The sequence below is a fragment of the Photorhabdus laumondii subsp. laumondii genome (assembly GCF_003343245.1).
GTDB lineage: Bacteria > Pseudomonadota > Gammaproteobacteria > Enterobacterales > Enterobacteriaceae > Photorhabdus > Photorhabdus laumondii.
Genome location: NZ_CP024901.1, coordinates 2614437 through 2639927 on the forward strand (window position 1 = coordinate 2614437; position 25491 = coordinate 2639927).

Below are 25491 nucleotides of genomic sequence, written 5' to 3' on the forward strand. Positions count from 1 at the left end.
TCGCCTTTTATGAGAAGTCGAAAATTGAATTTAAAACTATTTTGCAAGAAGTTATGTGATGATGATTTTTTTCTCCCATTTCACTCCCAGTCTGCTGAATCAGCTAGTTCATTTATCGCATTTTCTAATAGTGTATCGGTTTCCTTATCCTGTGTTGCCATAGCCAGATGGCTTTGACGCCGACACTCCTCTTTAAACATACTTCACCCTCGTGACATGTAACGATGTCTATAATATAACCAAAAAAAAACGTTACATGCAACAGGTGAGTAAAAGTTGTTGGAAATTTTTTTTCAATGTAGGCAGAAATATCGAGCTAAAATCCCAAAAGGTTTTTAAGGTATTAATCTAGCGTATTCTTGTTGTCCGAGTTCCTGTTTATTTTCATATGAGAATAATCTTGCTGTATATTATTTTAATATTGATATCAGTGCTGATAATAATTTTTCAGTAGGTGAATATTTTGCATTTACCTGAATAAATCTCGGGATTTTATTATTTTTTCTAACAGTGTGATGAATGTGAAGTAATTTTGATCGTGGAGTATTAGCGGTAATCCGATTATGGCATTATACTGTGAAAAAGAGATAATAAACAAGGTTGGGGCTATTGAGCCAAGTAAATATACCCAATGGATTTCAAGATGCATCGCGGCGGCAAGGGAGCGAATCCCCGGGAGCATAGAGAACTATGTGACCGGGGTGAGTGAGTGCAGCCAACAAAGAGGCAACTTGAAAGATGACGGGTATATACCAAGAGGGTTGGTAATTGCTTTAGATACCGTCAAGTACACCACCTTGATTAAAACCCTCTCTTAGGTCACTTGGTTTGCGTTAACGTACCTAAAAGAGGATTAATTTTATAAACAGGTTTCCCTAACTACCTGATTTTCTCTTTCTTTTTCCAGCATAATCAATAACTCAAGCATATTGATAATTTCTTGAGATGCCATGTGAGCGTTCTTATATGATAAGACAAGATTAGGGGATTTTTTCATGAATGCTTCAACATTTAATTTTCTATCCAGATTGCTGTTCAGCAATTTAATCAATTTCGTTAAGCAATCTCGTGCACGAAATAAATTTTGCTCCAGATAGGGTAAATATTCTTGATAAGTACATAGTAATTTTTCCAGTTTTTTCGCTTTCAGATTACCCCCTGCGTGTGGGCCAGGTTTTATGCTAGCCATAGCATGAAATGTATCTTTGCCTTTATTATAAATACCACGAGGATCTAATCCCGCCGCCGCAGTTAAAGCCACAATAGGTATTGGGCCATATTTCAGCATGGAACTGAAAGTACCCGCCGTCCAGTTATTGACACCTTCTGTTATAACACTGGTAACCACATCAGGTGTATTTGCCAGTGCGGTATCAAGCACAAAATCCCGCGCATATTCTTTGTTGATATAGGTACGGTATAGTTCATGTAGCTTGGGGTAACCACTCAATTTTCCCTGTAATTTTCCCTGTACCTCTTGCTCAATGTCTTTAATCGTATTACCGGTACAGGTCGGATACAACTGAGTATGAACACCGGTTCTTGACGTAATAGGTTTTGCCAATTCTCCACCAATACTTCCCGCTGCCGCACTGGCGAGAAAAGAGATCGCGGGGCCACCTGATGCTGTAGCAGTACCTGCCAACCCTGCACATATTGAAGCAGGCACTGAACGTATCATCGTATCTTTAATCTCTACCAGTGCATTCCGACCTATTTTATTTAGCAGTTTTTGTGGTTGGCTAAGGCGATATAACTGCTTTTGCAACGCATAGGCATTCGCTTCTGCCATCACCATAGATTGATTTAGCATATCAAATTCATATGCCAATTTTATTTCCTCTTTAGTGAAACCTTCAAATCTGGAATTTCCCATAATTAACTCTTCCTTATATATGAGTATTAATGTTTGTTTTTTTGTTGAACAATGTTGTCACGATTTTTAATATCGCGGCAAAAAAACACATTAATTTTTGACAAATCAGAAAGTGAAGGACATTACCTGGCGGATAAAATAATGCTTGTCTTCTATTATCTTGCCTCTGGAAGTTTGGCGAGTTTAAACCCTAAGAGTAGAGCCAAAAGGATAAGAATGGTAATAAATAAAACAACACCATTCCAACCTAATTGGAGCCAAAATATACCGCCAAAAGTGCCTGCTACACTTGAACCCAAGTAATAACAAAACAGATAAAGGGAAGACGCTTGTGCTTTGGCCCGGCGAGCACGACGTCCGACCCAACCGCTGGCAACTGCATGTGCGGCAAAGAAACCGAAAGTGAGGACTATCATCCCAATGATAATCATCACCGCAGATGAGAATAAGGTAATAAGCGTACCGATTAGCATCATACTTATCGTCGCGATCAGCACTTTTCCGAGTCCATATTGATGGGTTAATGGACCTACTTTGGATGCGCCGTATGTTCCTGCCAAATAAACAATAGACAACATACCGACAATTGACTGATTAAAGTGATAGGGTGAATCTAATAAACGATAACTTATGTAATTAAATAGGGTAACAAAGCCGCCCATAAGTAAAAAGGCTTCACAAAACAGTAATGGCAATCCTTTATCACGAAAATGTAATTTCAGATTGATTAATAAAGAGTGAGGTTTGAGAGAACTTGGCCGAAAATGGCGCGATTCAGGTAACATACGCCAAAACATCATTGCCGCAATTAATGCCAATAAACCTAATACGATGACAGAAACCCGCCATGAGAAATAATCAGTGATAATGCCTGATATTAATCGCCCACTCATGCCACCAATAGAATTACCACTCACATAAAGTCCCATTGATAAAGCAACAAAGTTAGGATGGATTTCCTCACTAAGGTAAGTCATTGCAACGGCGGCTACGCCACTGAGAGACAAGCCAACCAGAGCGCGTACAATCAGAATTCCATGCCAACTGGTGATAAATGCACTGAGTAAAGTGAAAAGTGCAGCGGCGAATAGCGCTGTTACCATCACATTTTTACGGCCGATAGCATCAGACAGAGGACCGGTGATTAATAAGCCCAATGCCAGCATTCCGGTTGAAAGGGATAAAGATAAGCTACTGGTAGCAGGAGAAACACCAAAATCATCCGACAGCATGGGTAAGATGGGTTGAACGAAATAGAGTAGGGCAAATGCAGCTAACCCTACGGTAAAGAGTGACAATGTCACTTTAACATACAGAGGATCGTCCTTCTGAATATGATTTTTCTTATTTTGAGCATTTTGGACAAGATGATTACCAAGAGTCAGATTTTCATTGATACTGCGATTATTACTACCAGGGCTGGCGCTCACATAATTTCCTTACTTAACACATTAGCTAGTTTGTATTTTTATGAAGATCAAGCATATGAATTGCAAAATATTTTGTCTAATATATTAATCATTAATAATAATATGTATTAGATCTCAAAGGTGATTATGGCTATCGAATTACGGCATTTACGCTACTTTATTGCAGTGGCAGAGGAATTACATTTTGGTCGTGCGGCAGAACGGCTTAATATTTCACAGCCGCCATTAAGCCAACAGATTCAATCACTTGAAAATAGTATAAATGCGCGGTTGTTAGAGCGTAATAACCGGAATGTGAGCTTGACGCCGGCAGGTAACATGTTTCTGAAAGAAGCTTATCAGATCCTGGCCCAAGTTGATGCTGCTGCAGCAAAAGCAGCAAGAATGCAAAAAGGGGAATTAGGCGAAATATCTATCGGTTTCACCTCTACGATACCGTTTATGAATAAGGTCACTCTGAGTTTACGGCAATTTCGGGAACGTTACCCGGAAGTCGCTATTCATATGCATCAGATGAATACTAAACAGCAGATTGCGCCATTGCTGACTGGACGGATTGACGTTGGCATCATGCGCAATACTCAATTACCCGATAACCTTGAGTATCGGCTATTATTTCGGGAACCTTTTATGCTTGCTGTTTATGATGGACATCCTTTGTTGGAATATGCTCCACAGGGAATAAAGCTCGAAATGTTATCGGGCTATCCGATGGTGTTTTTTGAGCGCGAAGTAGGGACAGCTTTATATGATGAAATCATCACATTACTTGCTCAAGCAGGTATAACACCGATGATTTCACAGGAAGCCGGCGAAGCGATGACTATTCTTGGGCTAGTTTCTGCTGGATTAGGCGTCAGTGTTGTGACTGAATCTTTTACCCGAATGAAAGTGGATGGTGTCCAGTATATTTCATTAGTTGATAACCACTCTTGTTCTGAGGTCTGGTTGGTAAATCACAAAAACCGGCCAATATCGGCCGCCGCAGACAGGCTGATAAACCTACTCATATCTAATATTTTGCATGGAAAAAATAAGTAGAATTAAGTTAAATTTCGTGCTGAATATCACATATTTATTGCAAGAATCATACTTTTTACCTAAAACCTCGACATAATCAGCTAACAATTATTTTGAAACGTGAATTAATTAGAGTATAACGAAGGTAAATAATGGATGGACAACCAGGGCATATTGATCAGATTAAACAGATTAATATTGGTACTGTTTATCGGTTAATTGATCAATATGGTCCAATTTCCCGTATTGAGCTGTCCAAAAAAGCGCAACTTGCTCCAGCCAGTATTACTAAGATTGTCCGTGAATTGGTTGATGCACACTTAGTCATGGAAACGGAATTTTTGGATTTAGGATTTAGAGGGCGCCCGGCGACCGGACTAAAGCTTGATTCTGAAAGTTGGCATTTCCTGTGTGTCAGTATTAACTTGGGAAGTTTAATATTGGGACTGCGTGATTTAAGTAGCACGTTAATTGTTGAAGATGTTTTACCATTACCGGCCAACAAGGAAAAATCCTTTTTAGATAGCATTATTGATGAGATTGATGCATTTTTTGGTCGCTATCAATCTCGTCTTGAGCGTCTGACGGCAATTAGCATGACGGTAAATGCGATTGTTGATCCGACTCAAGGTTTAATTCACAGTTTCCCTTATTACCAGGTTCAGGAATTGCCAATAGGAGAATATCTGCATCGTCGCACCGGATTACCGGTATTTCTTCAACATGAAATAACCGCCTGGACGATAGCTGAATCATTATATGGCACAGCAAAAAATTGTCAGAATGTTATCCAAATGGTCATTGATGAACATGTTGGTGTTGGCGTGATTATTGCGGGGCAAACATTGCATGCTGGCAACCGTGGTGTCATGGAGGTAGGGCATATTCAGGCTGAACCTAATGGTGAACGCTGTTATTGTGGGAATTTTGGGTGTCTGGAAACGGTTGTAGGTATCAGCCATATTTTATCCAGAGCCAAACGGCAGTTGGCAATGGTACCCGATTCTTTACTAAACGGTGAACCACTGACCGTTGAGTCATTCTGTCAGGCGGTTAATAACGGTGATACTCTGGCAGTCGATATTATTCGTGATATTGGAGTAAAAATTGGGCATATTATTGCAATTATGGTCAATTTATTTAACCCAGAAAAAATTTTGATGGGTTCTCCTCTTAATGCTTCACAACAAGTTTTGTATCCGGTGATCAGTGAATGTATTCAACAACACGCTTTGCCTGCCTATAGCAAACAGATTGAATTAGTTCCAACAAAATTCAATAATTCAGGTACATTATCCACGGTAGCATCAGTTAAAAAAGCTTTATATGATGGTTCATTGTTGATCAGTTTAATGAAAGGATAAGAGGTTTTCTGGTTGTAATATTAACTTTATATAAATTTTTTTTACGAAATTGGTGTAGCAATTAAACAAAACATTGAGCTAACGCAATCTCCCTTATCGTTGCATCCTCTAGACTTAAGCGCTCATTAACCGGGTTTTATCTGTCATTATGGAAAACAGAATTTATGTTAACGCGCCTATTTGTTACGGGGACAGATACCAACATAGGTAAAACAATTGTTACCCGTGCATTATTACAAGCTTTTAATCGTGATGGAGCAACGGCAGTAGGGTATAAACCTATAGCCACAGAAGGGTATGAAACAGAAGAAGGTATGCGTAATCGAGATGGTGTGATTCTACAAAAATCTTCTCCTGTTCCGCTTAAATATGAAGAAATTAACCCTGTTATCTGGAAAAACAGCTATTGTGAAGGCAATCAGGTTGATTTCGAACAGATGAAAAAAGGATTAAATAATCTTAGTAATAAAGCAGATCGCGTTATTATTGAAGGTAACGGTGGTTGGCGCGTATTATTGGATGATGAAACTTTTTATTTTGATTGGGTGATTCAGGAAAAAATCCCTGTCATTTTAGTTGTTGGTATTCAGCCTGGCTGTGTAAATCACTCAATTTTAACCGCACAGGCAATAATAAATGATGGATTGCAATTAGTAGGATGGGTAGCTAACAGAATTAATCCTGGTTTATCACACTATACGAAAGTGATGGATAGGTTACGCCGTCACATTAATGCACCACAGTTAGGTGAAATTCCTTATATTTTACGTCCAGAAGAAAAAGATTTATCCTGCTACCTGGATGTCGCCACTATATTTAAACAAGTTGGGGGAAGTGAGAGTGAAGTTGGTATAGAGAGCCAATATACATAAATATACCCGTAATCATTGAAGATGCTTGATTTTATCCGAAATGGAGATCATTACCTTCCTCCATTTTGGATATATATCATTTAATAACTCATTAATCTACATAAAATATTACTATAATGAGTTATAATTTTATATTAATTAGAATTTAGTTAATTTTCTGTCTAATTATTTTGTGTTTTTTATAAACCGTGAGATACCGACTCATCGGCCCCATCAGCTTTTGGTGTTGAAATTGAATATCCCGTATCGACTGGAGTGAAACGAATAAGTACAACGGGACCTGGATCACATCAAATTACGGATAATAATGGTGCTGGTACGGATCGTATTAGGTTTAAAAGTTACTCTATAGGTCAAGTCATTAGGATCATTTACAACGCTTAAAGTTGAGCCTATGGTTTGCTTTTTTTGATGGATAAATGAAACACAAGAGTAGCAACCATAGGCTTTTCATTAATTCAAGGATCTAAGAATTCCATCTGACAATGATTTCGATTCTACTGCTTGATGGAAGCCTTCTTCTGGATGAATCATAGAAACAAGTCTGGTTTTTATGACTGGCTTACCGTCAAAGTAAATAAACAACTCTTTCCCTAAGTTTCTTGCTAAAAAAAGTTTGAACCGGTCACTACAATTCAGTCCTTTTTTAACCTTAATAAAAATGTTATTGGCATTCACAGCTAAATCATCACCGACTTCTCCTACAGGAAGAGCTTGTTCTATACAAGGTTTGGATAAATGAAATGTTTCATTACCTGCGATGTAATCAAGAGAAAGTGGTTGTTTCTGCGAAACACACCCTGTAAGACCAAGGATAATAGACAGCGTAAGGATGAATTTAGTCATTCAGTTTGCCCTCATTGTTGACATTAGTATTCTCAATTATAGCTACCAAAATAAGTTATTTTATGCAAGTTATTTTTTTCTTTGTCGGTTTTATTAATTAAGAGCGGGTAAATTTATTAAAGAGTTCGGTTTTCTAATCAAGTACATTGTTTCCTGTGATCTTTTATCAGCAATGTTATCAGGGGAGCATCCTATGCTACTCCCTAATAATAAGATTATTTGCTTTTTTTATTTCTTCTTTTATTGCCGGCAGCAATATGAGCTTGTATCTCCTCTTGAGATAATGGTGTTTTAGCGGGTGATATTTGTGACGTAATATCAAAAATATTCCTATCATCGAATTCAGGATGGTTAATAAATGGAAAATATTAAAAAATTCATCTTATTGTGGATGGTGCGGGTGACAACAAAGCTCATCTTGTGGAGGAGTAGGCTTATGTTAGCAACATTGAGTGACATTACCTTCCTTCATATAGCCAAAATTTAAACCCGATAGAACGATTATGGAAGGTTATGAATGAACCTGTTCGAAATAACCGTTATTTCGCTGATAAACATGAATTTCGAGACAAAGTCTTCAAATTTTTCACCACAACGCTACCTGATATAGCGGACTCGCTGATGTCTGGAATTAACGACCATTTTCAGGTGCTAAAAACGGCATCTTGAAAGATGACGGGTATATACATAAATATCGTGATTGTGATCTATAAGCAATCAATAAGAAAACCTCACTTGTAGAAAGTGAGGTTTTTTATCAATCTAAAATATCAGTACGATGTATCTCTATTTACCACAAACAGTGGTCATTTTTTTAACAAACTTTGGAGTACCGTCTATTCCATTATATGCAGATATTTGCATGCATTTTTTGTTAACATCAATGATAAAGAAATCACCTTTAAATAGTGCTCCACTGTCATAGACTCTTGCATTTCCAAATATCGAGGCGGTGTATTCTTTAAGGAAATGTGAATGCCCAACGAAAACAGCCATAACGTTGTATTTTTTAATCAGCGACTTAAATTTTTCTTTTTCAGCATAACTGCTGTTATTAATAAAATGGTCATACCCATCGTGAAAATTTAAAACTACAGCTTTTCCTCTTGTCTGAGCAGATTCAAGATCGCTTTCCAACCAATCAAGGGATTTTGTAATATAAACGGTTGGGCTGACATAGTGGTCCAAATTGACATTATAGGTAGGATAGTTTTGCAATTGAACATAATGAATATCCCCGAAATCCCAGGAATAAGATAAACTGCCTTTCCATGCTTCATTATCATAGTCATAGGAGAAATTATTCAATTCTTTACTATAATCACTTATTCTCTCTGCCATATCAAAGACAGCAGATCTGGCGCAGGCATTACGACTGAAATCAAAACCTTCTGGATAAGTACAATCATTAACATTATTTGCATAATCATGATTTCCTAATCCCATAAATAGCGGGAATTTGATTTTTGATGTATATATCTCCTCAAGGCTTTTTCTGGTACTAGCGCGTCCAAACTCGGTAAGATCACCATTAACAATGCCAAAAGCAAGATGATTGCGGTCATAAATATTATTGATACTATTTGCTACCTTTTTATTTAATTCTTCCCACGGTTTTTTGTCGGCATTAGGATCGCCCTGTTCAGGATCTAAACGCCACGGCTGAGGATCTGACATCACGGCAATTTTATAATTGCTGCCTATATTTTTTTCAGTGAGATAAATATCAATCTGTATGCCTAAAGAAGATGAGCTTTTAACTGTTTTCTCAAGTTTATAATGAGTTGATGCCTCGGAGAGATGGATATTGTGGTTCTGTACACCCCAATATGAAAGGTTCCAGTGAACATTTAACTTATCTTCACCATTGGGTAAACGATAAATAATTTTGCCCTCGGTGCCACTAAAAATCTTACCTTTTGAGGCAAATGAATCGTGACTATATGCGGATATTGATGACGATGGTTTTTCAATCCAACTTCCCCAAAGTAAGTCTGTTTTTTCAGCCACTAATGAATGTGATGTATTATTATGCAAATAAATTTTTACATATTGCGCATTGTTGTTGCCATTAAAATTCTGGTCTTCTGTTTGATTTTCTGCGAAAGCGCTACATCCTGATACAACTAATGCTATAAAAAATACCACGGCAAAGCGAATTTTCTTAGTGATAAGATCACCCATAACGTTTCCTATTTTAAATTTTCAATATGATGATATTCAGAAAATATTTATATTCCAAAACGTTATAATGTTAAATTTAATTATTTAAATTGTCAGTTTTAAAAAAGCTAATGGTTTACATAGGAAGCGATATTAAGGCTAGCATTCAGGTCAGCTTGTCAAGGATGGCCGCTGTTCACATAGAGATAATGTGAAAAGGGGCCGAAGGCGTATAGCCTCGACCTCTATTCATCCCATCATTCATCAACGGTAAAATATTGGCGTAATATTTTCTCTGAATTTTGTGTATTTTCCTTCAGAAAGAGAATGTGGGTTTACTTGGAAGATTGGCTTCCTTGCCGGATATACATAATCTTTTTGGTATTATTTTCACAATACCCAACGATTTTACCACCGGCTTGTTCAATGTGGTCATTAGCAACAATTTCCAATGTAAAGCCAGATTCCGGCACACCATTATTGATAATTTTCTGCGCAATTTGTTCTTTCACGCTTTCGCATGAAGCTTGTGCAGCAAGTGCAAATGGAGGTAGGGTAAAGAGCAGTGCGCTAAATAAAAGCGCTTTCTTCATCTTCATTATCATCACCTTATATTACGGTCTGATGGGCATACCTGTATTGCTGTCTAAACAACGTTCGGTATTGGGTTCCCAATAAGCATTGATATTGGTACTTTTCATACATGTATCACGAGCATCAATGGCTTTATCGAACTTGTCGAACTCTTTCTCGGCACGTTTATTAACTTTAGTGCGAAGATTCTTTGTTTCATTCCATTGTTCTTTGCTTTGACGAGCGGCTTCTTTATCGAGCACAGAATCTCCGTTGCCATTCACTGTGACGCAGGTACTTCCAGAAGTACAAGTTGCCGCCAATGCTGGCGTTTGCCATAACAATGGTATTGCCAGAGCGATAGCTGGCATGGCTTTTAATATCAAAGAATTACAAATATTCATCTTTTATCCTCTTGAATTCTCTTGAGAGTAGCGTGAGTGGAGCCAATTTAGATGGCACAATAAGAAACTATCAGATAGATAAATTATAAGATAGCATTAAGATGTTCAACAAATTATCAAGAAGAGTGTAATTATTCATTTCTGTGCACATTAAGCCCGGCAAATGACTGGCAAACTGGCATCATTTCTAATGTATTAATGTTGACATGAGCAGGTAAATTAGCGACCCAAAAAACAGCTTCAGTGACATCTTCGGCGGTTAATGCTTGCGTGCCATCGTAGGTTTTATTCACTTTATCATTGTCGCCTTTAAAACGTACTAAAGAAAACTCAGTGCCACTCACTAAGCCGGGTTCTATATCAGTGACTCGGATATTTTTTCCCTGCAAATCGGCTCGTAAGCCCAAACTAAACTGTTTGACGAAGGCTTTAGTTGCGCCATAAACATTCCCACCGGAATATGGCCAGCTTGCAGCGGTAGAACCGATATTAATAATATGCCCATGATTTCTTTTTACCATTTCAGGCAGTAGAGCACGGGTCATATTGACGAGCCCTTTGACATTGGTATCAATCATTATTTCCCAGTCATCCAAATTAGCCAGATGAGCGGGTTCTAATCCAAGCGCTAAACCGGCATTATTGACTAAAATATCGATATGGCGGAGTGATTCGGGTAATTGCTCTACAACCTGGTTGATAGCGGCCCGATCAGTGACATCAAGTTGAACAAAGTAAAAGTTATCACCCAGCTCAGCTTTTAATTTTTCTAACCGTTCTTTACGGCGTCCAGTCGCAATAACTTTAGCTCCGTTTTGAATGAATTTTCTGGCAATTGATTCACCAAAACCTGAAGTTGCTCCTGTCACAAAAATGATCATACAAAACCTCTTGTGTACTCGTACTGTTTCTACCATCAGTATACCCGTTATCTTTCAAGTTGCCTCTTTGTTGGCTGCACTCACTCACCCCGGTCACATAGTTTGCTATGCTCCCGGGGATTCGCTCCTTTGCCGCCGCGATCTATCTTGAAATCTATTGGGTATAAATGGGATTCTGTATTTTTAGTCAAGAGATGATTGAAAAACTTTCAGTGATTTTCTTTTTATTCTTCCAGCATGATTTCTGGCAGAGGAAGTTGATCATTAATAATTGCATCCGCAATGCGGATTATATCTTCATCCAACGCACGATCAGTGATCAAAGGAGAACTGATTTCGCGTACTGCATGGTAAAATTTAGCAGTTTCAGGCGCAATTTCACTAATATTGCCGCGAAGATGAATGGCCTGACAAACTACCAGAATTGTCATTGAAACAATATTGCGTAATTTCTGCTCCATCTCTAAAACATCTTGAGCGGCATGCAGACCTAAACTGACAATATCTTGATTGTATTGTTCTGTGGCGAGGGTATGAATACCTGATGCAGCACAATCATGGCGAATTGCAGCAACTAAAGCGGTTTGAGAAAGTTGGACGCCTTTAAAACCTTGATACATGCCGGGTGTCGGACTCAGTGAATTAGGTAATCCACGAGAGAAACGGTTATCCATCATAAGAGCCACAATGGCGTGAAGATGATTGGCAATTAAAGCAATATCCAGTTTTAATGCATCCATTGTTCGGGCGACATATTGCCCCATAAAATTTCCACCGTGTAGAACATCGCCATTTTCTGGATCTATCAATGGATTATCATTAGCTGAGATAACTTCCCGTTCCAATATTTTCCGAGCGGTAGCTAAAGATTCTGGCACTATACCTAATACTTGTGGTGCACAGCGAATTGAATAAACTTCCTGTAAGGTATCATTTAGTTGGGTAATTTCTTGATGACGACAAGCTTTATTGGCTTGTTCTTTAACCCCAGATAATAGATTAACCTGCGTTGAACCTGCCAATAAATTACGCAATGCACTTGCCACCGCGTTTTGACCAGGATGATTTTTTACTTGTTGAATCCGGGCATCATAATGTTCATGAGATGCAAGTAATGCTTCAACAGCAAGGGCAATCGCAGAAATTGAGGCTTTAAATAGTTTTTCCAGTTTAATGACGGTGATTGCACTGATTCCTGACATTACCCGGGTGCCGTTAATCAGAGCAAGACCTTCTTTGGCTTTTAACGATAATGGTGTCAACCCTGCACGTTTAATTGCTTCAGCAGCGTCAATTTCTGCGCCCATATAATAAACTTTGCCGATACCACATAATGCTCGTGCAATATAAGATAAAGGAATTAAATCACCGCTTGCACCCACTGAGCCATAGCGAGGAACCAGAGGAACAATGTCATGATTAATATGATCAACAATTGCTTGAGCGACAATTGGTCTGGTTGCAGACCAACCTTTGCAAACAGAAAGTAACATAGTAAATTGTGACGCTTTAATACAAGGTTTGGACATATAGTCCCCAGTACCAGCAGAAAGAAAAGTTAACAGATTTTGCTGATGCTCTGCGATTTTCTCAAATGGCACAACTAAATTGGCATTCCCTCCAAATCCTGTATTGATTCCATATATAACCTCTCCTGAATTTAATTTTTCCTCTAATTTTTCACGACCATGCGTCAAAAGTTCAGTGATCTCCGTTGATATTTCTACTTTTTTTTGTTTTATCGCAATGTCATAGATATCTTCCAAAGAGATAAGGCCATTTTTATTAATAATAATGGTTGGCTGAACATCTTTAGCTTTCATTTTAATCTCCATATATAAGAATGGTAATAATATTTTGAAGAAACGAACTCCCTAAGGATACAAATTAGTATAGATATAAAATATAAAAAGCAGTCAATTTTAAATAAAATTAAAATAAATGGTTCGTAAAAATTAATTTACAAATTTAATTGAGGAGGTAATTGTAACAATGACAATTAATATATTTACAATTTGCAATTATTTGTTTTTGAAATCTGATAGTAAATGGTCGGTAATATAAATCCCGTTGACATAAATTTTAGTTGATCATTAACAATCAAACAAATAACAATTATTTGTTTTCCTAAGAATACAAACTAGAATGTAATTATGTTACCACGTAAATAAAGCAATTGGAGTGTTCATCGAAAAATAAACTGATATCTAGTCGAGGTGATTTATGTCAAAAATAATCCAGACAGATTCTTTTAGTGAACAGTCTTATCAGATAGATAATTTCAATCCATCAACTGAAACAATAAATTTCAGTTACACATCGGGAAGAATCGCATTACCAGTCTATAATAAATATGACACACGAAATAAACCTAAAGTTTTTGGTTATTATACAGATTGGTCGCAATATGACGGTCGATTACAAGGAAATCAAGATCCCATTCGTCGAGGTAGAGGAATAGATTTACAGCACCTTTTAGATAATCCTTTTGCTTATGATAAATTAGTTATTGGTTTCTGTGGAATATTAGGTGATGAGGGCGAAAAGAAGCAGCAAATTAAAGAGCAAGCGCCATTATTTGCCCGCACCAATAATGGAGAAGTGACATTCACAGATGCTTGGGGAGATTGCCAATCTTATCAGAATTGTACTTATTCTGGTTGGCAAGATATCCAAATGCCAAGGGATTTCGATCAATCTAAAAGTATGGGCGTATTAGGTGGATTGGCTAAAGTTCAACAAGCTGCAAAAGCTCAAGGCCATGATCTTATTATGTCATTTAGTGTCGGTGGTTGGACCATGAGTAATGGCTTTTATGCTATGGTCAGAGACGAAACACTAAAATCCTATTTCTGTTCGAGTCTAGTGGATATATTCCAACGTTTCCCTATGTTTACCGAAATTGATATTGATTGGGAATATCCGGGCGTTGCTGGAAATGAAGGTAACATGTATGCGTCAGACGATGGCGATTATTATGTTAGTTTAATTAAAGATTTAACTGCTGCTTTTAAAGAAGCAGGGCGTTCAGATATAAAAATAAGTATCGCTTGTTCGGCGGTACCAGAGAAAATGGAAAAATCAAAAATACCTGAATTACTGCAAGTTGGGCTATATGGTGTTAACGTTATGACCTATGATTTCTTTGGTACGCCGTGGGCTGAAAGGTTGTTACATCACACCAATCTCCGCAATTATCCTAGTGGTGAGAATAGTGTAGAAAAGGCGGTTGAATATTTATTGAGTCTTGGTGTGCCTGCATCTGCCATTAATATTGGTTACACCGGCTATTCACGCAATGGCAGAAATACGGTTATTGATAGTTATTCTCCATTATCCGGCAGTTATGATCCTGGTTATGTCCCGAAAAAAGAACCGAAGATTACCACAACCGGCTCGTTTGAATCAGGGACCACAGAATGGTACGACACGATATATAATTATCTGGATTTGGAAGAAAAGAGGGGAAGAAATAATTTTGACTTATATACCGATGAAATAGCAGACGCTGATTATCTCTATAATAAGGATAGTCAGTTGTTTATTTCTCTTGATACCCCTCGTTCCGTTAAATCTAAAGCACAATATGCACTAGAAAAGAATCTGGGAGGAATATTTACATGGACCGCCGATCAAGATCGTGGTTTATTGGTCAATGCGGCGAGGGAAGGGCTTGGTTGTGAGTTAATCACGGAAAAAATAGATATGACACCATTCTACTTCAAGGGTGTTAATGTTGAACCGGTTGATCCCATTCATCCCGATACAGGGAGTGATTACCCTGTCTGGGATGCAAATAGGGCATATAAGGCCGGCGATAGAGTGAGTTGGAACAATCAAAATTGGGAAGCTAAATGGTGGAATAGAGGCACCGAGCCAGATGGTGCAGGAACATCTGATGCTTATCCTTGGGTAAAAATTGCATAATTAATTAAGCCAAGCCACCAGTATGATATATCTACTGGTGGCGTTTATAATATATCCGTCATCTTTCAAGTTGCCTCTTTGTTGGCTGCACTCCCTCACCCCGGTCACATCGTTATCTATGCTCCCGGGGATTCGCTCCCTTGCCGTCGCGATCCATCTTGAAATCTATTGGGTATAAGTGTATCTAGAGTAATGATATGGAATTCGTTCCGGTATGACAATTTACTCGGAATATTAACGTCGGTGTTGATGACTTTGAGATTTATTTCTTCTTATGCTCAAATGCCGTTGTTTCAATGGTGGTATTGAAAAATGTATTACAGCGTTCTGAGCGCTGCGCAGTGAAATTCCAACGATCTCATTAGCATATGCGCGCATTTGTTGTTCATAATCTGAAATTGCCTTGACTAACTCTTCGTGGCCGGACGCTACACTGGCAAGCTTCTGCGTGAGTAAAAGTGCGTCTCGCAGCGCTGTGTTCGCTCCTGAGCCTGTCATTGGCGTCATGTTGTGAATAGCATCCCCAAGTAATGTGACGGTGCTGGATTTCCAGGGTAGAAGATGGGGCATACTGCGTAAATGTAGCGGAGAGATGTTTTCCATATCACTTTGTTGAACCAGAGTATGTAGGCTTGGGTCCCACGAAATCATACGCGATTGAACCAGATCGCAGAGGGCTTCAGCGGAAAAATCGGTGATATTGTCAGGAAGACTATCTGTTGCTGCTACGTAAACCCATACGATAAAATTATCGATTTCCGCTAAGGATGCCTCTACATGAATATTCACTGGGGCACGCCACATAGAGATGAACAACCAGTCGGGGCTTTTAGGGACGATACTATTGGGTGTACCATCGCGGAAATTTTGGGGTAGCAACGCGGTGAGAGCCGGGGTAAGACGTGCACGACCAATGATCATACTAACACCAACATCGAATCTTTCGATAAAAGGAAGGTACTGCTTACGTACTTTTGAATTGCTACCGTCTGCACCGACAAGGACATCGACATTTTCGTGACTGCCATCGGCAAAGAAAATTTTAATACCACCGTTTTCAATATGTTCATAACGGACGAATGTTTTGTTCCATTGAATGGTATTTGCAAGCCCCTTGTTGAGTATTTCTTTCAGTTCAGTTCTGCTAATTGACAAACGTTGTTCGGAAATAATTTTCCCTGCCATTGGAGAAATACCGCCATGAACGGCGAGAAGACGCATACGTTCATTATAAAACCGGGATTGTCCGCCAATATATCTTGATGCCTCCTCAAAGGCTAGCCAGTTTTCAGCCGGGAGGCATTCTTGCAGTGCTTGCTTACCGAATGAATTTATATGAATTCCATAACCCGGAAGTATGGATGATGCGGCAGAGTTTCGTTCATATATCGTCACTTTTATTCCATGTTTACGTAATCCATGGGCTAAACATGTACCACCAATCCCCGCCCCAATAATGCCGACATGCATAGTATTTCTCCTGTTGTAGATACGAGCGATTCTGGCTAAATCGTGGTGATTATATCTATTTGATATTATCTAATTACAGCCATGACTTTTTTGTAGTATTTAAAATAAAAATATACTGTACATAGAAATAGAGCAAGAAAGCTTGGAGTTTTATCGCTAAAAATAGTTGGCAAAAAAATTATGTCTCTGTTTATTAAGCAATATTTAATTAAAAAATTGATCGCTTAAATTGTCAAAGTGAATTTTTAATGTTTAAGTTTTATAATTTTCCATAAAATTAACACTTTATAGTGATATGAGTGTTAATATAGCTTTATGTCTATTTTACGTATTCAAGACCACATGACAGTAAATGATGTTTGTGTGAATAAATTAATATTCATCTTGTTTCGATCTTCAACTATTTAAGATGTTTATTAATGTGATTATTAATAACTCCACTGCTCTCTAATTTCTATTCCAATTGAATTTAAGATATTTTTCTCCCAATTATGAAATATTTTATTACTCGTTGTCATGAAATTTATGCGGGTGATATCTATACTATCATTTGTAATCTATTATTCGTGATCATAGGCTAGTACTACTGATTTGTCATTTTGTTCGGAGAAATAAATATGAGTAATCAGGACGTCAAAGCGATGTATAACCGATATCCATATCCTAGTTCTGCTATTGGAGACAATCTTATTTATGATATGGCTACGGTGATAAGGCTTATATTTAAGCCGGATTATTTAACGGGAAAATATGTGCTTGATTTAGGCTGTGGAACGGGGCATCGTTTGTTAGGGCTGGCAAGTATGTATCCCGATACCCAATTTGTGGGTATTGATATGACGGATAAAGCGTTAGAGGTGGCAGATAAGTTGATATCTTATCATCAGTTGGATAACGTCACGCTAGAAAATAATACGATTGAGAAGCTAACACGAGATAATCAATTTGATGTTGTTGTTTCTACCGGTGTTATCCATCATATGGAATTTCCACAAGAGGGTTTTTTAGCCGCTTCACGTTCATTAAATGAAGAGGGGATAGCGCTTATTTGGCTATACAACGCGATAGGAGAATATGAACGATTGAGGCAGCGAGAACTTTTGCAGATTTTTGTAAAACAAAATCATGCAGAAGAGTATTTTTTAAATACTGATTTAATGAATAAGCTATGCGATAACTTAAGTCGAAATCAATATGGCGATAGTACAGCTAATCATTTAGATGATAGTGTTGATCAGGTTGCTGTTAATGTAGATGCATTTTTGAATCCTATCGTCAACGCATACAGATATGATGAAATATGCGATTTTTATTATCAAGCTGGCTTTAAACGTGTGAGATGTTGTGGGTTCAATCGTGAAAACGGCAATAAGCTTTTTGCTGGATGTTGCGATCAATTCAATGATGAATATTTTCTTCAATATCGAGATTTGCTTTTAGATGAACAATTAAATGAAATCTTTAATGCTCTTGATTATAACCAAAAGATTCGTGCTATCGAGCTCTTATGGAAGCCAACCGGCATATCTTCGATAGGATTTAAATCTGAAAATGCCCAGTCTTTTGTCAATGATTGGCTAAGAGGATAAGACGAGGAATAACGGTTATTCTCGGATAGTTGGTTAAACTTTCGTAAAATGAGTGCCAAGCCAGAAACATCCACTTTCTAGTTTCTGGCTATTTTGGATTGACAAATTCGAGTTAATCGTAATATTCCGGTGCCTGACGGAATGTTGGCCAGGCATCTGGATCGTGTCCCGTTACCACGATTGCATTCGTGCGTTTGGCTAGATGCCGTAGTTTTTGCACCGAACGTACGGTTTCAATGGTAGAGGTGAGAAACCCCGGCAGCGCCCGTTCTTCCCAGTGGTCGAGGGTATAAGCGGCATCAATCGTTAACAGCAGGCTACCACTGTTCGGCAGGGTGACCAGTAGTGATTGGTGTCCTGGCGAATGCCCCGGAGTAAATACCGTTTTTAACGTGCCATCGCCGTAAACATCAAACATGTCATTGCGTTCCCCATCGAGAAACTCCCATTTCAGACCTGACCGGTCAAAGTCCTTGCGGATATAGCCACCAGCAGCAAACCAGTCAGGTGTGTAGGCGTATTCATATTCACGTCGCTGTACGATATGTGTCGCGTTAGGGAAGCGTCCTATTGCACCAGTGTGATCGAGATGAAGATGGGATTGCACCACATAGCGGATATCTGCGGGATCGATATCCAACTTTTTAACTTGAGCGATACAACCTTCATCTTCACGCATCACCGGCCAGTAGGTTTTGGTGATAGTTCCCCAGTAGCCTTCGGGGTCAGTTGCAGTTTCAACTGCATTGCCACCGTCAATTAGCGTATGGCCGTTAGGATGAGTGAGTAAAAAAAAGGGAATCGGAATTTCATAATCGGCACCATTACCCTGATTCATCTTAATGTTGTGAACCTTACATTTGATGGTTCCGGTTTGCAGCATATACAGGCGAATGTCTGACATAATGTTAACCTTTTTATCGAGTTTGTTAGGGTAGTTCAAGTTTGGAAGGCTACTGGTGCATGGCGGCTACCAGCATTACCTTACCTCAAAAGTGTTAAATCGAAAGTGTGCTAAATTGAAAGTACTAAATCGAAAGTGCTAAATCGAAAGTGCTAAATCGGCATAACCTCTAACACCAAATTTTGATTTAGCTGATTTCACCGCATCTAAAACCGCAGCAGCCATGACTTCAGCCGCGAGAATACCAACAATATTCACCGATGAGTCCACACCACCTGTTGCCGCTGCAAAAATAGTATCCCCGTCACTCATGGTATGAACGGGGTATATTGTCCTCGCCAGACCATCATGAGCCATCTGGGCAACTTTTTTCATCTGGCTTTTATTCATATTGGCGTTACAACAAATTATGCCAATGGTCGTATTTGTTCCCTGAGTGAAATTATTATCTTTATTATTTTTTATAATGTAGGGAATGAGATCGATAAGATGACCGTTTTCATCACATGCGCCCGCAATAGTTTTACCATTTTTAGGGTCTCTGATTTCACCAACAGCATTTACAACAACCATTGCGCCAATTGTTAGCCCATCAGGTAATTTAACCGATGCGGTCCCAAGCCCACCTTTCATGGCTTTGTCAAAACCAGCTATCTTACCAATAGTGGCCCCGGTGCCAGCGCCAATATTTCCCGATGGAAAAGGGGTTACAGAAGCGTTTTGTGCGGCAAGGTAGCCCATTTTAGCGTCAGGACGCACCGCAGGATCGCCAAAATTTAGATCAAAAATTATTGCGGCAGGAACGATAGGTACGACAGTAACACCGACATCAAAACCTTTTTTTCTTTCTTCAAGATAGCGCATTACGCCAGAGGCGGAATCTAATCCAAAAGCACTCCCTCCACTTAGCACCACGGCATTAACTTTCTGGACAGTGTTAATGGGATCTAAAAGCTCGGTTTCCCTTGTCCCCGGTGCGGAGCCTCTGACATCAACGCCACAAACAGCGCCGTCGTCGAAAATAATGATGCTACAACCGGTTTGTTGCAACTCATCTTCAGCATGTCCAACCTTAACACCCGGTACATCTAAAATGGTTCCATTTGTCTTATGCATAAATGTTCACACCTCAATCTCTAAAGTAACTCATTACAGGTTTTAATGATTTTTGAGGTGAATCATAGCAAAGGTGACCAAACAAACTGTGATTTTTAGTGGGAATTCGGTTTGATAAACGAAGGGGGATATTTATCTATCAATCAGAAAAGTTAATTTTTTCCGTGTCTCCTGCTGCCAGCGTTTCAAGACTGGTAGGGGATAGTGGAATGCGAGGGGAGGGTATTGCCCAATGTTTGATATCGTGGAGAATGGCAGAACAGATTTTTCCCTGACAAGCCCCCATACCGCACCGCGTCGCCATTTTTGCACTATTCCAATCCTGAAAGGGTTCAAGCTCGTTTAAATGTACGTCTTCACAACGACAGATCAAGGTATCGGGTGGAAGCGCCCGTGCGATCTCTTCATTCAATTTAAACGTCTGTGCCACCGCGGTTGCAAAATGTTGCCATTTTACTCGTTTTTGCCGCCATTTTTCAGCCAGAGCGCATTGACCACTTGCTGCAAACCCGGCAATAAATCCTTCACAAAGTACAAGCTCACTGCCACCAATACCTGTGCATTCTCCTGCGGCATATACACCAGATAGGGTCGTCTGTTGCCACGCATCTACCTGAATATTTCCTTGTTCATCCAGCAAGCAACCAAGCAATTGTGCCAATTCCGTATTGGGTCTTAAACCAAAACCACAAGCTAAACGCGTACAGGATAGTTTCTGCTTCTGCCCTTTATTGCTGATATACACGCCAGTCAACCTGCCTTCTACCGAGGTTTCCACTCCCAACACCATACTGTTTTTGTAATAATTTTTAAGCGGTATGAGCGTGATGGCTTGATGCAACTTGTTAGGCCAGCGGAACAACTGCAAGCCAAACGAAAATAAGCGGTACAAAGGCGCTTGTTCAACGATACCAGCTACGTTTCCTCCCGCTTTTTTTACCGTCTGCGCAACCGCGAGCAAAAGGGGACCGCTACCGGCAATAACAACACGCTCACCCGTCATAGGGAGACCACTTTTTATCAACGCCTGTAATCCGCCTGCACCTGTGACACCCGGTAATGTCCATCCGGGAAAGGGAAGTAATTTTTCTTTGGCTCCAGTACAAAGAATGATGCGTTGGTAGTGAACTATTCGGTGCCGGCTTGCCGTTTCAACAATCACACATTGGTTGTCTACTGCAATCACTTTACAACCGGGTAAATAGATCAGGGCATCTTCTGATGTTACTGATAAATAACGTTTCGCCATCGGTGGCAATGTATGAAATGGCCCTTGACGCCAAATTTGTCCGCCTGCTCTGGGATTGTCATCAATCAGGATAACGGATTGTTGCCCTTGTATGGCCGCCTGTGCAGTAGCTAATCCCGCGGGTCCTGCACCAATAACCAGCACATCACAACGCAATACTGTAGAAGAAGATGATGTTGCCATGTTCAGATCCTCTCGACTTTCATACCCATTTCACAAACTGTCTGGCACGCGACACAGTGGTGACCATTGATCATCAAACGGCACTCCTGACAGATCCCCATACCACAAAAAGGTACTCTTAATTGATGTGATACAGATATACGGCAATGTTCATCACCGGTATAAGCTAGCGCCGCCGCAACAGTAATCCCCGTAGGCACGGTGATCAATTCGCCATCGATAAACAGAGCAATAAATGGGGGTTTGTTGAGTGTCATAGCAACCTCTGATGGGCCATAGCAGTAAAACGTGCAGGCTGGTAAGGCAAGGGATCAATCTCCGTTTTGCTATTCAGCATCAATGCGGAGATGATTTTGGCACTGCCCGGTGCGGTCGTCACACCTAATCCTTCATGGCCTACGGCCAGCCATAGCCATTCATAAGCAGGATGCTGTCCCAATAGAGGCAAGCCATCTGGAGTTGCAGCACGAAAGCCGGACCAGCAACGTAGAATATTCATCTGACCAAGCTGAGGTAAAAAATGAAGTGCTCGCTGGAGCATAGAACGGAGTAGTCCGAGATCAATAGTGTGTTTTTCGTTATGGAACTGGCGTGAAGATCCAATTAAAAGCTGACCAGTAGGGCGAGCCTGAACGTTGAAAGCGATTGACGTGCCATTCGATGCATGTGTACTGGCGCTGTACCCTAATTCCACCAGTTGATGTGTGATGCAGGTAGGGTAACGATCGGTAATCGCCAATTGCCCTTTTTTAGGAACAAGCGGTAATTCAGGTAACAGATGTGTGCTCCACAGCCCATTTGCTAACAATATTCTCGGCGCGCAATATTTCTTTCCATCACGTAGCACAACGGTCTGAGGCTTTAAGGCATGCACTTGGCCTTTAATAAACTGAATTTTTTCATTACCGCTAGCAAGAAACCAGTGTACGACATTCGGCGCATAGACCATCCCATCCCCAGGAACAGACAAACCACCAGCAATCCCACGCCTCACCATCGGTTCCATCTGGTGAATCTGTGTTGCTGTCATCGGCATATTCTCAATGCCATAGGCGGCGAGACGTGCGCTCTTTTCCTCAGCAAGTGCCATTTCATCCTCAGCATCCGCCAGCCAAAGTGTGCCACATCCACGCCATGCACAATTTTCTGGCATATGTGGGGTGAATGTTCGCCATATATCTAATGAGTAACTGCTCAGTGCCAATTCAGCAGGATTATCGTCCATACACACGAGATGCCCCATTCCTGCCTGTGTCGCCCCTTTACCACCATTATCAATCACAACAACTCTCAAACCATCCTGTACTAACTGATAAGCACATGCGGCTCCAACGATGCCAGCACCAACGATAATGACATCCGATATTTGGCAGGGCGTCATACATTGATTCCCCAGACAAAAGGATCGCTCTTGGCAATGATTAATTTGTTATCACCGTAAACATGCGCTGTTCCCCGGATCACTGGGGCAATTTTCTGACCAATCCACTGATATTGGGCTTCAAAAACGCTACCAATAATGCTGGACTGGCACCAAATCTCACCCGGCTGCAATTTTCCATCCGCCGCTAAGCAGGCTAACTTAGCACTTGTTCCAGTGCCACACGGTGAACGGTCATAGGCTTTTCCCGGACATAACACAAAATTGCGACTATCCGCATGGTTATCAGGAGCAAACAATTCAATATGGTCGATACACTCACCCTTTTCACCGGTGATCCCCGCTTGGGCCAGTGCTTGCCTAACGGCCCAACTGTATTGCGTAAGTTCATCGATATGGTTGGGGGTTAGAAACAGGTTATGCTGACCGATCAGAAAAAACCAATTTCCGCCCCAGGCAATATCTCCATTAACATCACCCACACCGGGCACGTTGACAGTGACATTTTGCTGATAACGATAAGAGGGGACATTATAAACAGACACTGCGCCATCCTGATGGAGTACCGCCTCTACCATCCCAACCGGCGTCTCAATTTTATATTTGCTGGGGGTCAACCAGCCCAGATGATGGAGCGAAGCAATAAGGCCCATAGTGCCGTGGCCGCACATGCCTAAATACCCCGCGTTATTAAAGAAAATCACTCCCATATCGGCGTCAGGTACAGCAGGCGGACATAAAAGTGCACCGACCAACACATCATTCCCTTTGGGTTCAAGAATGAGAGCCTTGCGCCAGTGATCAAATTCGGTTTCAAAGCGTTGACACTGTTTGGCAACGGTTCCTTTGCCAAGAGACGGAAATCCCTCGATTACTGTCCGGGTGGGTTCTCCACCGGTGTGTGAATCAATGACGCGAACAATCTGATAATCATGTTTATCTGCCATAAAGCCACCCAATTAACGTATTTTTAATGCCGTCGCGATCCATCTTGAAATCCATAGGGTATAAATAGTGGCGTAGTATTTCGTTTGCCGCTTGATGAATTTCATACTGCAATATGCTGAAATCAGCACAATGAAAAATTATAAATAAAACTGATGATGATTTCTGTTTTTACCAGAAGAACAATGTATAAATTAATCTATAAAATCAAATTAACCAGACACGAGTCAAAAATCCTATTTTACGGGTAATAGACTGGAGATATCGATGATGAATATATACCGAAACGGCATTGGCACAAATGGTCATGATGCTTGTAATGTTGAGTTTTTAGCGGCGCTTTGTAGTGGATTAGTTAATCACAAACCCAGTAACCTGCAAGATATTCTCAATGCGGTTGCCTTAATTACACCATTGCTAAATGCGATTCCCAGCGTGGTTTTCTTTATCAAAGATATTAAAGCACGTTATCTAATTGCGAACCTTACGCTAGCCACACGCTGCGGGTTTAAGTCGATCTCTTCGCTACTCGGTAAAACCTCTTCCGAAATCTTTCCTGCTCAGATGGGCAGTTGTTACACGGAACAGGATTTACGTGTGTTGCATCAAGGGGTAATTATCCAAAACCAACTGGAACTCCACTTTTATCATGGACGCAAAGCAGGTTGGTGCATGACATATAAATTGCCATTGTATAACCAACATAATCACATTATTGGTATGGCAGGAATTTCTCATGATTTGATGGAAGTTAAGGAAAATCACCCTGTGTACCAAAAGTTGGCTATCGTCGATGATTATATTCGTGAACATTTTGATCGAACAATTCGCCTCGACGAGCTAACTCATTTAACATGCCTCTCGGTTGCTCAATTGGAACGTTACTGTAAACGTATCTTTCACCTGACACCTCGGCAGATGATCCACAAAATTAGAATTGAAAAAGCGTCTGAATTGCTGGCGACGGAATTACCTATCACAGATGTCGCTTTGCGATGTGGTTATACCGATCACAGCGCATTTACTCGGCAATTTAAGACCTCAACTGGACTCACGCCCAGTGATTTTCGTCAGTCAATAGGGGTGGAGTAATTTACCGTTTTACTCATGCTTCCAGTCTTTCCGTTCTTTTGTGATCCAATAAGTTTGCCATTCCTATTATGCTAATTTCGTCATTGTTTACTGTGAAAAGTGACAAGCTTCTCTGTAGTGAAATAGCCATTATTCCATTAAAACCAATGAATCACATTTTTTTAACAAGATAAAAACAATTCGTATTCTAAATATCAAGTAAATCA

23 protein-coding genes and 2 pseudogenes are annotated in these 25491 nt (G+C 40.0%); 9 read left to right on the forward strand and 16 right to left on the reverse strand.

The window, feature by feature from the left end:
• Nucleotides 1-80 precede the first annotated feature (80 nt).
• Complete coding sequence (locus tag PluTT01m_RS27880) at nucleotides 81-200, reverse strand: antitoxin MazE family protein (protein WP_161556188.1); 120 nt, start codon at nucleotides 198-200, stop codon at nucleotides 81-83.
• Between the two features lie 363 nt (nucleotides 201-563).
• Here PluTT01m_RS27880 and PluTT01m_RS25895 point away from each other — a divergent pair, with 363 nt between their 5' ends.
• A complete protein-coding gene (locus tag PluTT01m_RS25895; RefSeq protein WP_041380076.1) occupies nucleotides 564-818 on the forward strand; it encodes a hypothetical protein in 255 nt (84 codons plus the stop codon).
• A 41-nt stretch (nucleotides 819-859) separates the two neighbouring features.
• Here the strand turns inward: PluTT01m_RS25895 and PluTT01m_RS11510 are convergent, their stop codons facing one another.
• Together PluTT01m_RS11510 and PluTT01m_RS11515 are read right to left on the reverse strand one after the other, a co-directional pair.
• A complete protein-coding gene (locus PluTT01m_RS11510) occupies nucleotides 860-1876 on the reverse strand; it encodes a hypothetical protein (protein ID WP_011146474.1) in 1017 nt (338 codons plus the stop codon).
• Nucleotides 1877-2031: 155 nt separating this feature from the next.
• Nucleotides 2032-3261, reverse strand: a complete 1230-nt coding sequence (locus PluTT01m_RS11515) for an MFS transporter (RefSeq protein ID WP_202926162.1) — start codon at nucleotides 3259-3261, stop codon at nucleotides 2032-2034.
• Nucleotides 3262-3432: 171 nt separating this feature from the next.
• Between PluTT01m_RS11515 and PluTT01m_RS11520 the strand changes: the two genes are divergently transcribed.
• From PluTT01m_RS11520 to PluTT01m_RS27885, 4 genes and pseudogenes are all read left to right on the forward strand, one after another.
• The gene (locus PluTT01m_RS11520) at nucleotides 3433-4347 is read left to right on the forward strand and encodes a LysR family transcriptional regulator (protein ID WP_011146476.1); all 915 of its coding nucleotides are present in this window, start codon (nucleotides 3433-3435) and stop codon (nucleotides 4345-4347) included.
• Between the two features lie 131 nt (nucleotides 4348-4478).
• Entirely contained in the window at nucleotides 4479-5690 is a 1212-nt protein-coding gene (gene mlc / locus PluTT01m_RS11525; protein ID WP_011146477.1) for a sugar metabolism global transcriptional regulator Mlc, read from the forward strand.
• A 164-nt stretch (nucleotides 5691-5854) separates the two neighbouring features.
• Complete coding sequence (gene bioD / locus PluTT01m_RS11530; RefSeq protein ID WP_011146478.1) at nucleotides 5855-6562, forward strand: dethiobiotin synthase; 708 nt, start codon at nucleotides 5855-5857, stop codon at nucleotides 6560-6562.
• 204 nt (nucleotides 6563-6766) lie between these two features.
• Nucleotides 6767-6946, forward strand: a pseudogene (locus PluTT01m_RS27885) (colicin Z C-terminal domain-related protein); the annotation flags it as partial.
• A 69-nt stretch (nucleotides 6947-7015) separates the two neighbouring features.
• Here PluTT01m_RS27885 and PluTT01m_RS11535 read toward each other — a convergent pair.
• Entirely contained in the window at nucleotides 7016-7408 is a 393-nt protein-coding gene (locus PluTT01m_RS11535) for a hypothetical protein (RefSeq protein ID WP_011146479.1), read from the reverse strand.
• A 372-nt stretch (nucleotides 7409-7780) separates the two neighbouring features.
• On the opposite strand from PluTT01m_RS11535, the pseudogene PluTT01m_RS11540 reads away from it, so the two are divergent.
• Nucleotides 7781-8077: pseudogene (locus tag PluTT01m_RS11540) on the forward strand (transposase); the annotation flags it as partial.
• Between the two features lie 117 nt (nucleotides 8078-8194).
• Here the strand turns inward: PluTT01m_RS11540 and PluTT01m_RS11545 are convergent.
• The 5 genes from PluTT01m_RS11545 to stlA form a co-directional block, all read right to left on the reverse strand.
• Nucleotides 8195-9592, reverse strand: coding sequence for a metallophosphoesterase (locus tag PluTT01m_RS11545; RefSeq protein ID WP_011146480.1), 1398 nt, complete (start codon nucleotides 9590-9592; stop codon nucleotides 8195-8197).
• Between the two features lie 314 nt (nucleotides 9593-9906).
• A complete protein-coding gene (locus PluTT01m_RS11550) occupies nucleotides 9907-10164 on the reverse strand; it encodes a DUF1161 domain-containing protein (protein ID WP_041380837.1) in 258 nt (85 codons plus the stop codon).
• A 21-nt stretch (nucleotides 10165-10185) separates the two neighbouring features.
• Entirely contained in the window at nucleotides 10186-10548 is a 363-nt protein-coding gene (locus PluTT01m_RS11555; protein ID WP_011146482.1) for a DUF1283 family protein, read from the reverse strand.
• A 131-nt stretch (nucleotides 10549-10679) separates the two neighbouring features.
• Entirely contained in the window at nucleotides 10680-11429 is a 750-nt protein-coding gene (gene ydfG, locus PluTT01m_RS11560) for a bifunctional NADP-dependent 3-hydroxy acid dehydrogenase/3-hydroxypropionate dehydrogenase YdfG (RefSeq protein WP_011146483.1), read from the reverse strand.
• 224 nt (nucleotides 11430-11653) lie between these two features.
• On the reverse strand, nucleotides 11654-13252 hold the full coding sequence (gene stlA, locus PluTT01m_RS11565; RefSeq protein ID WP_011146484.1) for a phenylalanine ammonia-lyase StlA: 1599 nt from the start codon (nucleotides 13250-13252) through the stop codon (nucleotides 11654-11656).
• A gap of 400 nt (nucleotides 13253-13652) precedes the next feature.
• On the opposite strand from stlA, the gene PluTT01m_RS11570 reads away from it, so the two are divergent.
• Nucleotides 13653-15356: a glycoside hydrolase family 18 protein gene (locus PluTT01m_RS11570; protein ID WP_011146485.1), complete on the forward strand. Its 1704-nt coding sequence runs from the start codon at nucleotides 13653-13655 to the stop codon at nucleotides 15354-15356.
• A 234-nt stretch (nucleotides 15357-15590) separates the two neighbouring features.
• On the opposite strand, the gene PluTT01m_RS11575 is transcribed toward PluTT01m_RS11570, so the two are convergent.
• The gene (locus PluTT01m_RS11575) at nucleotides 15591-16826 is read right to left on the reverse strand and encodes a stiblene epoxidase (protein WP_011146486.1); all 1236 of its coding nucleotides are present in this window, start codon (nucleotides 16824-16826) and stop codon (nucleotides 15591-15593) included.
• 617 nt (nucleotides 16827-17443) lie between these two features.
• On the opposite strand from PluTT01m_RS11575, the gene PluTT01m_RS11580 reads away from it, so the two are divergent.
• Complete coding sequence (locus tag PluTT01m_RS11580; protein ID WP_228957078.1) at nucleotides 17444-18415, forward strand: class I SAM-dependent methyltransferase; 972 nt, start codon at nucleotides 17444-17446, stop codon at nucleotides 18413-18415.
• A 112-nt stretch (nucleotides 18416-18527) separates the two neighbouring features.
• Here the strand turns inward: PluTT01m_RS11580 and attM are convergent, their stop codons facing one another.
• The 6 genes from attM to PluTT01m_RS11610 all read right to left on the reverse strand — a co-directional run bounded on the left by attM (nucleotide 18528) and on the right by PluTT01m_RS11610 (nucleotide 24195).
• On the reverse strand, nucleotides 18528-19319 hold the full coding sequence (gene attM, locus PluTT01m_RS11585; protein WP_173362509.1) for an AttM family quorum-quenching N-acyl homoserine lactonase: 792 nt from the start codon (nucleotides 19317-19319) through the stop codon (nucleotides 18528-18530).
• Nucleotides 19320-19457: 138 nt separating this feature from the next.
• Nucleotides 19458-20435, reverse strand: a complete 978-nt coding sequence (locus tag PluTT01m_RS11590) for a P1 family peptidase (RefSeq protein ID WP_011146489.1) — start codon at nucleotides 20433-20435, stop codon at nucleotides 19458-19460.
• A gap of 139 nt (nucleotides 20436-20574) precedes the next feature.
• The gene (locus PluTT01m_RS11595; protein WP_011146490.1) at nucleotides 20575-21867 is read right to left on the reverse strand and encodes an FAD-dependent oxidoreductase; all 1293 of its coding nucleotides are present in this window, start codon (nucleotides 21865-21867) and stop codon (nucleotides 20575-20577) included.
• 2 nt (nucleotides 21868-21869) lie between these two features.
• The gene (locus PluTT01m_RS11600; RefSeq protein WP_011146491.1) at nucleotides 21870-22124 is read right to left on the reverse strand and encodes a 2Fe-2S iron-sulfur cluster-binding protein; all 255 of its coding nucleotides are present in this window, start codon (nucleotides 22122-22124) and stop codon (nucleotides 21870-21872) included.
• Nucleotides 22121-23248, reverse strand: coding sequence for an NAD(P)/FAD-dependent oxidoreductase (locus PluTT01m_RS11605; RefSeq protein WP_011146492.1), 1128 nt, complete (start codon nucleotides 23246-23248; stop codon nucleotides 22121-22123). Before PluTT01m_RS11605 ends, PluTT01m_RS11600 begins: the two co-directional genes overlap by 4 nt.
• Nucleotides 23245-24195, reverse strand: coding sequence for a 4-hydroxyproline epimerase (locus PluTT01m_RS11610; RefSeq protein WP_041380077.1), 951 nt, complete (start codon nucleotides 24193-24195; stop codon nucleotides 23245-23247). The genes PluTT01m_RS11605 and PluTT01m_RS11610 overlap by 4 nt, the downstream gene beginning before the upstream one ends.
• A gap of 265 nt (nucleotides 24196-24460) precedes the next feature.
• On the opposite strand from PluTT01m_RS11610, the gene PluTT01m_RS11615 reads away from it, so the two are divergent.
• Complete coding sequence (locus PluTT01m_RS11615; RefSeq protein ID WP_011146494.1) at nucleotides 24461-25285, forward strand: helix-turn-helix domain-containing protein; 825 nt, start codon at nucleotides 24461-24463, stop codon at nucleotides 25283-25285.
• Nucleotides 25286-25491: the final 206 nt, after the last annotated feature.

What these genes read in the sequence shown, in the direction of transcription:
- PluTT01m_RS11555 (WP_011146482.1), bottom strand. Translation starts at nt 10,548, where the DNA reads ATGAATATTTGTAATTCTTTGATATTAAAAGCCATGCCAGCTATCGCT.
- PluTT01m_RS27880 (WP_161556188.1), bottom strand. Translation starts at nt 200, where the DNA reads ATGTTTAAAGAGGAGTGTCGGCGTCAAAGCCATCTGGCTATGGCAACA.
- PluTT01m_RS11510 (WP_011146474.1), bottom strand. Translation starts at nt 1,876, where the DNA reads ATGGGAAATTCCAGATTTGAAGGTTTCACTAAAGAGGAAATAAAATTG.
- PluTT01m_RS11520 (WP_011146476.1), top strand. Translation starts at nt 3,433, where the DNA reads ATGGCTATCGAATTACGGCATTTACGCTACTTTATTGCAGTGGCAGAG.
- PluTT01m_RS11550 (WP_041380837.1), bottom strand. Translation starts at nt 10,164, where the DNA reads ATGAAGAAAGCGCTTTTATTTAGCGCACTGCTCTTTACCCTACCTCCA.
- PluTT01m_RS11545 (WP_011146480.1), bottom strand. Translation starts at nt 9,592, where the DNA reads ATGGGTGATCTTATCACTAAGAAAATTCGCTTTGCCGTGGTATTTTTT.
- PluTT01m_RS11610 (WP_041380077.1), bottom strand. Translation starts at nt 24,195, where the DNA reads ATGGCAGATAAACATGATTATCAGATTGTTCGCGTCATTGATTCACAC.
- PluTT01m_RS11605 (WP_011146492.1), bottom strand. Translation starts at nt 23,248, where the DNA reads ATGACGCCCTGCCAAATATCGGATGTCATTATCGTTGGTGCTGGCATC.
- PluTT01m_RS11575 (WP_011146486.1), bottom strand. Translation starts at nt 16,826, where the DNA reads ATGCATGTCGGCATTATTGGGGCGGGGATTGGTGGTACATGTTTAGCC.
- PluTT01m_RS11600 (WP_011146491.1), bottom strand. Translation starts at nt 22,124, where the DNA reads ATGACACTCAACAAACCCCCATTTATTGCTCTGTTTATCGATGGCGAA.
- bioD (WP_011146478.1), top strand. Translation starts at nt 5,855, where the DNA reads ATGTTAACGCGCCTATTTGTTACGGGGACAGATACCAACATAGGTAAA.
- PluTT01m_RS11570 (WP_011146485.1), top strand. Translation starts at nt 13,653, where the DNA reads ATGTCAAAAATAATCCAGACAGATTCTTTTAGTGAACAGTCTTATCAG.
- PluTT01m_RS25895 (WP_041380076.1), top strand. Translation starts at nt 564, where the DNA reads ATGGCATTATACTGTGAAAAAGAGATAATAAACAAGGTTGGGGCTATT.
- PluTT01m_RS11595 (WP_011146490.1), bottom strand. Translation starts at nt 21,867, where the DNA reads ATGGCAACATCATCTTCTTCTACAGTATTGCGTTGTGATGTGCTGGTT.
- stlA (WP_011146484.1), bottom strand. Translation starts at nt 13,252, where the DNA reads ATGAAAGCTAAAGATGTTCAGCCAACCATTATTATTAATAAAAATGGC.
- PluTT01m_RS11590 (WP_011146489.1), bottom strand. Translation starts at nt 20,435, where the DNA reads ATGCATAAGACAAATGGAACCATTTTAGATGTACCGGGTGTTAAGGTT.
- PluTT01m_RS11580 (WP_228957078.1), top strand. Translation starts at nt 17,444, where the DNA reads ATGAGTAATCAGGACGTCAAAGCGATGTATAACCGATATCCATATCCT.
- attM (WP_173362509.1), bottom strand. Translation starts at nt 19,319, where the DNA reads ATGTCAGACATTCGCCTGTATATGCTGCAAACCGGAACCATCAAATGT.
- mlc (WP_011146477.1), top strand. Translation starts at nt 4,479, where the DNA reads ATGGATGGACAACCAGGGCATATTGATCAGATTAAACAGATTAATATT.
- PluTT01m_RS11535 (WP_011146479.1), bottom strand. Translation starts at nt 7,408, where the DNA reads ATGACTAAATTCATCCTTACGCTGTCTATTATCCTTGGTCTTACAGGG.
- PluTT01m_RS11615 (WP_011146494.1), top strand. Translation starts at nt 24,461, where the DNA reads ATGATGAATATATACCGAAACGGCATTGGCACAAATGGTCATGATGCT.
- ydfG (WP_011146483.1), bottom strand. Translation starts at nt 11,429, where the DNA reads ATGATCATTTTTGTGACAGGAGCAACTTCAGGTTTTGGTGAATCAATT.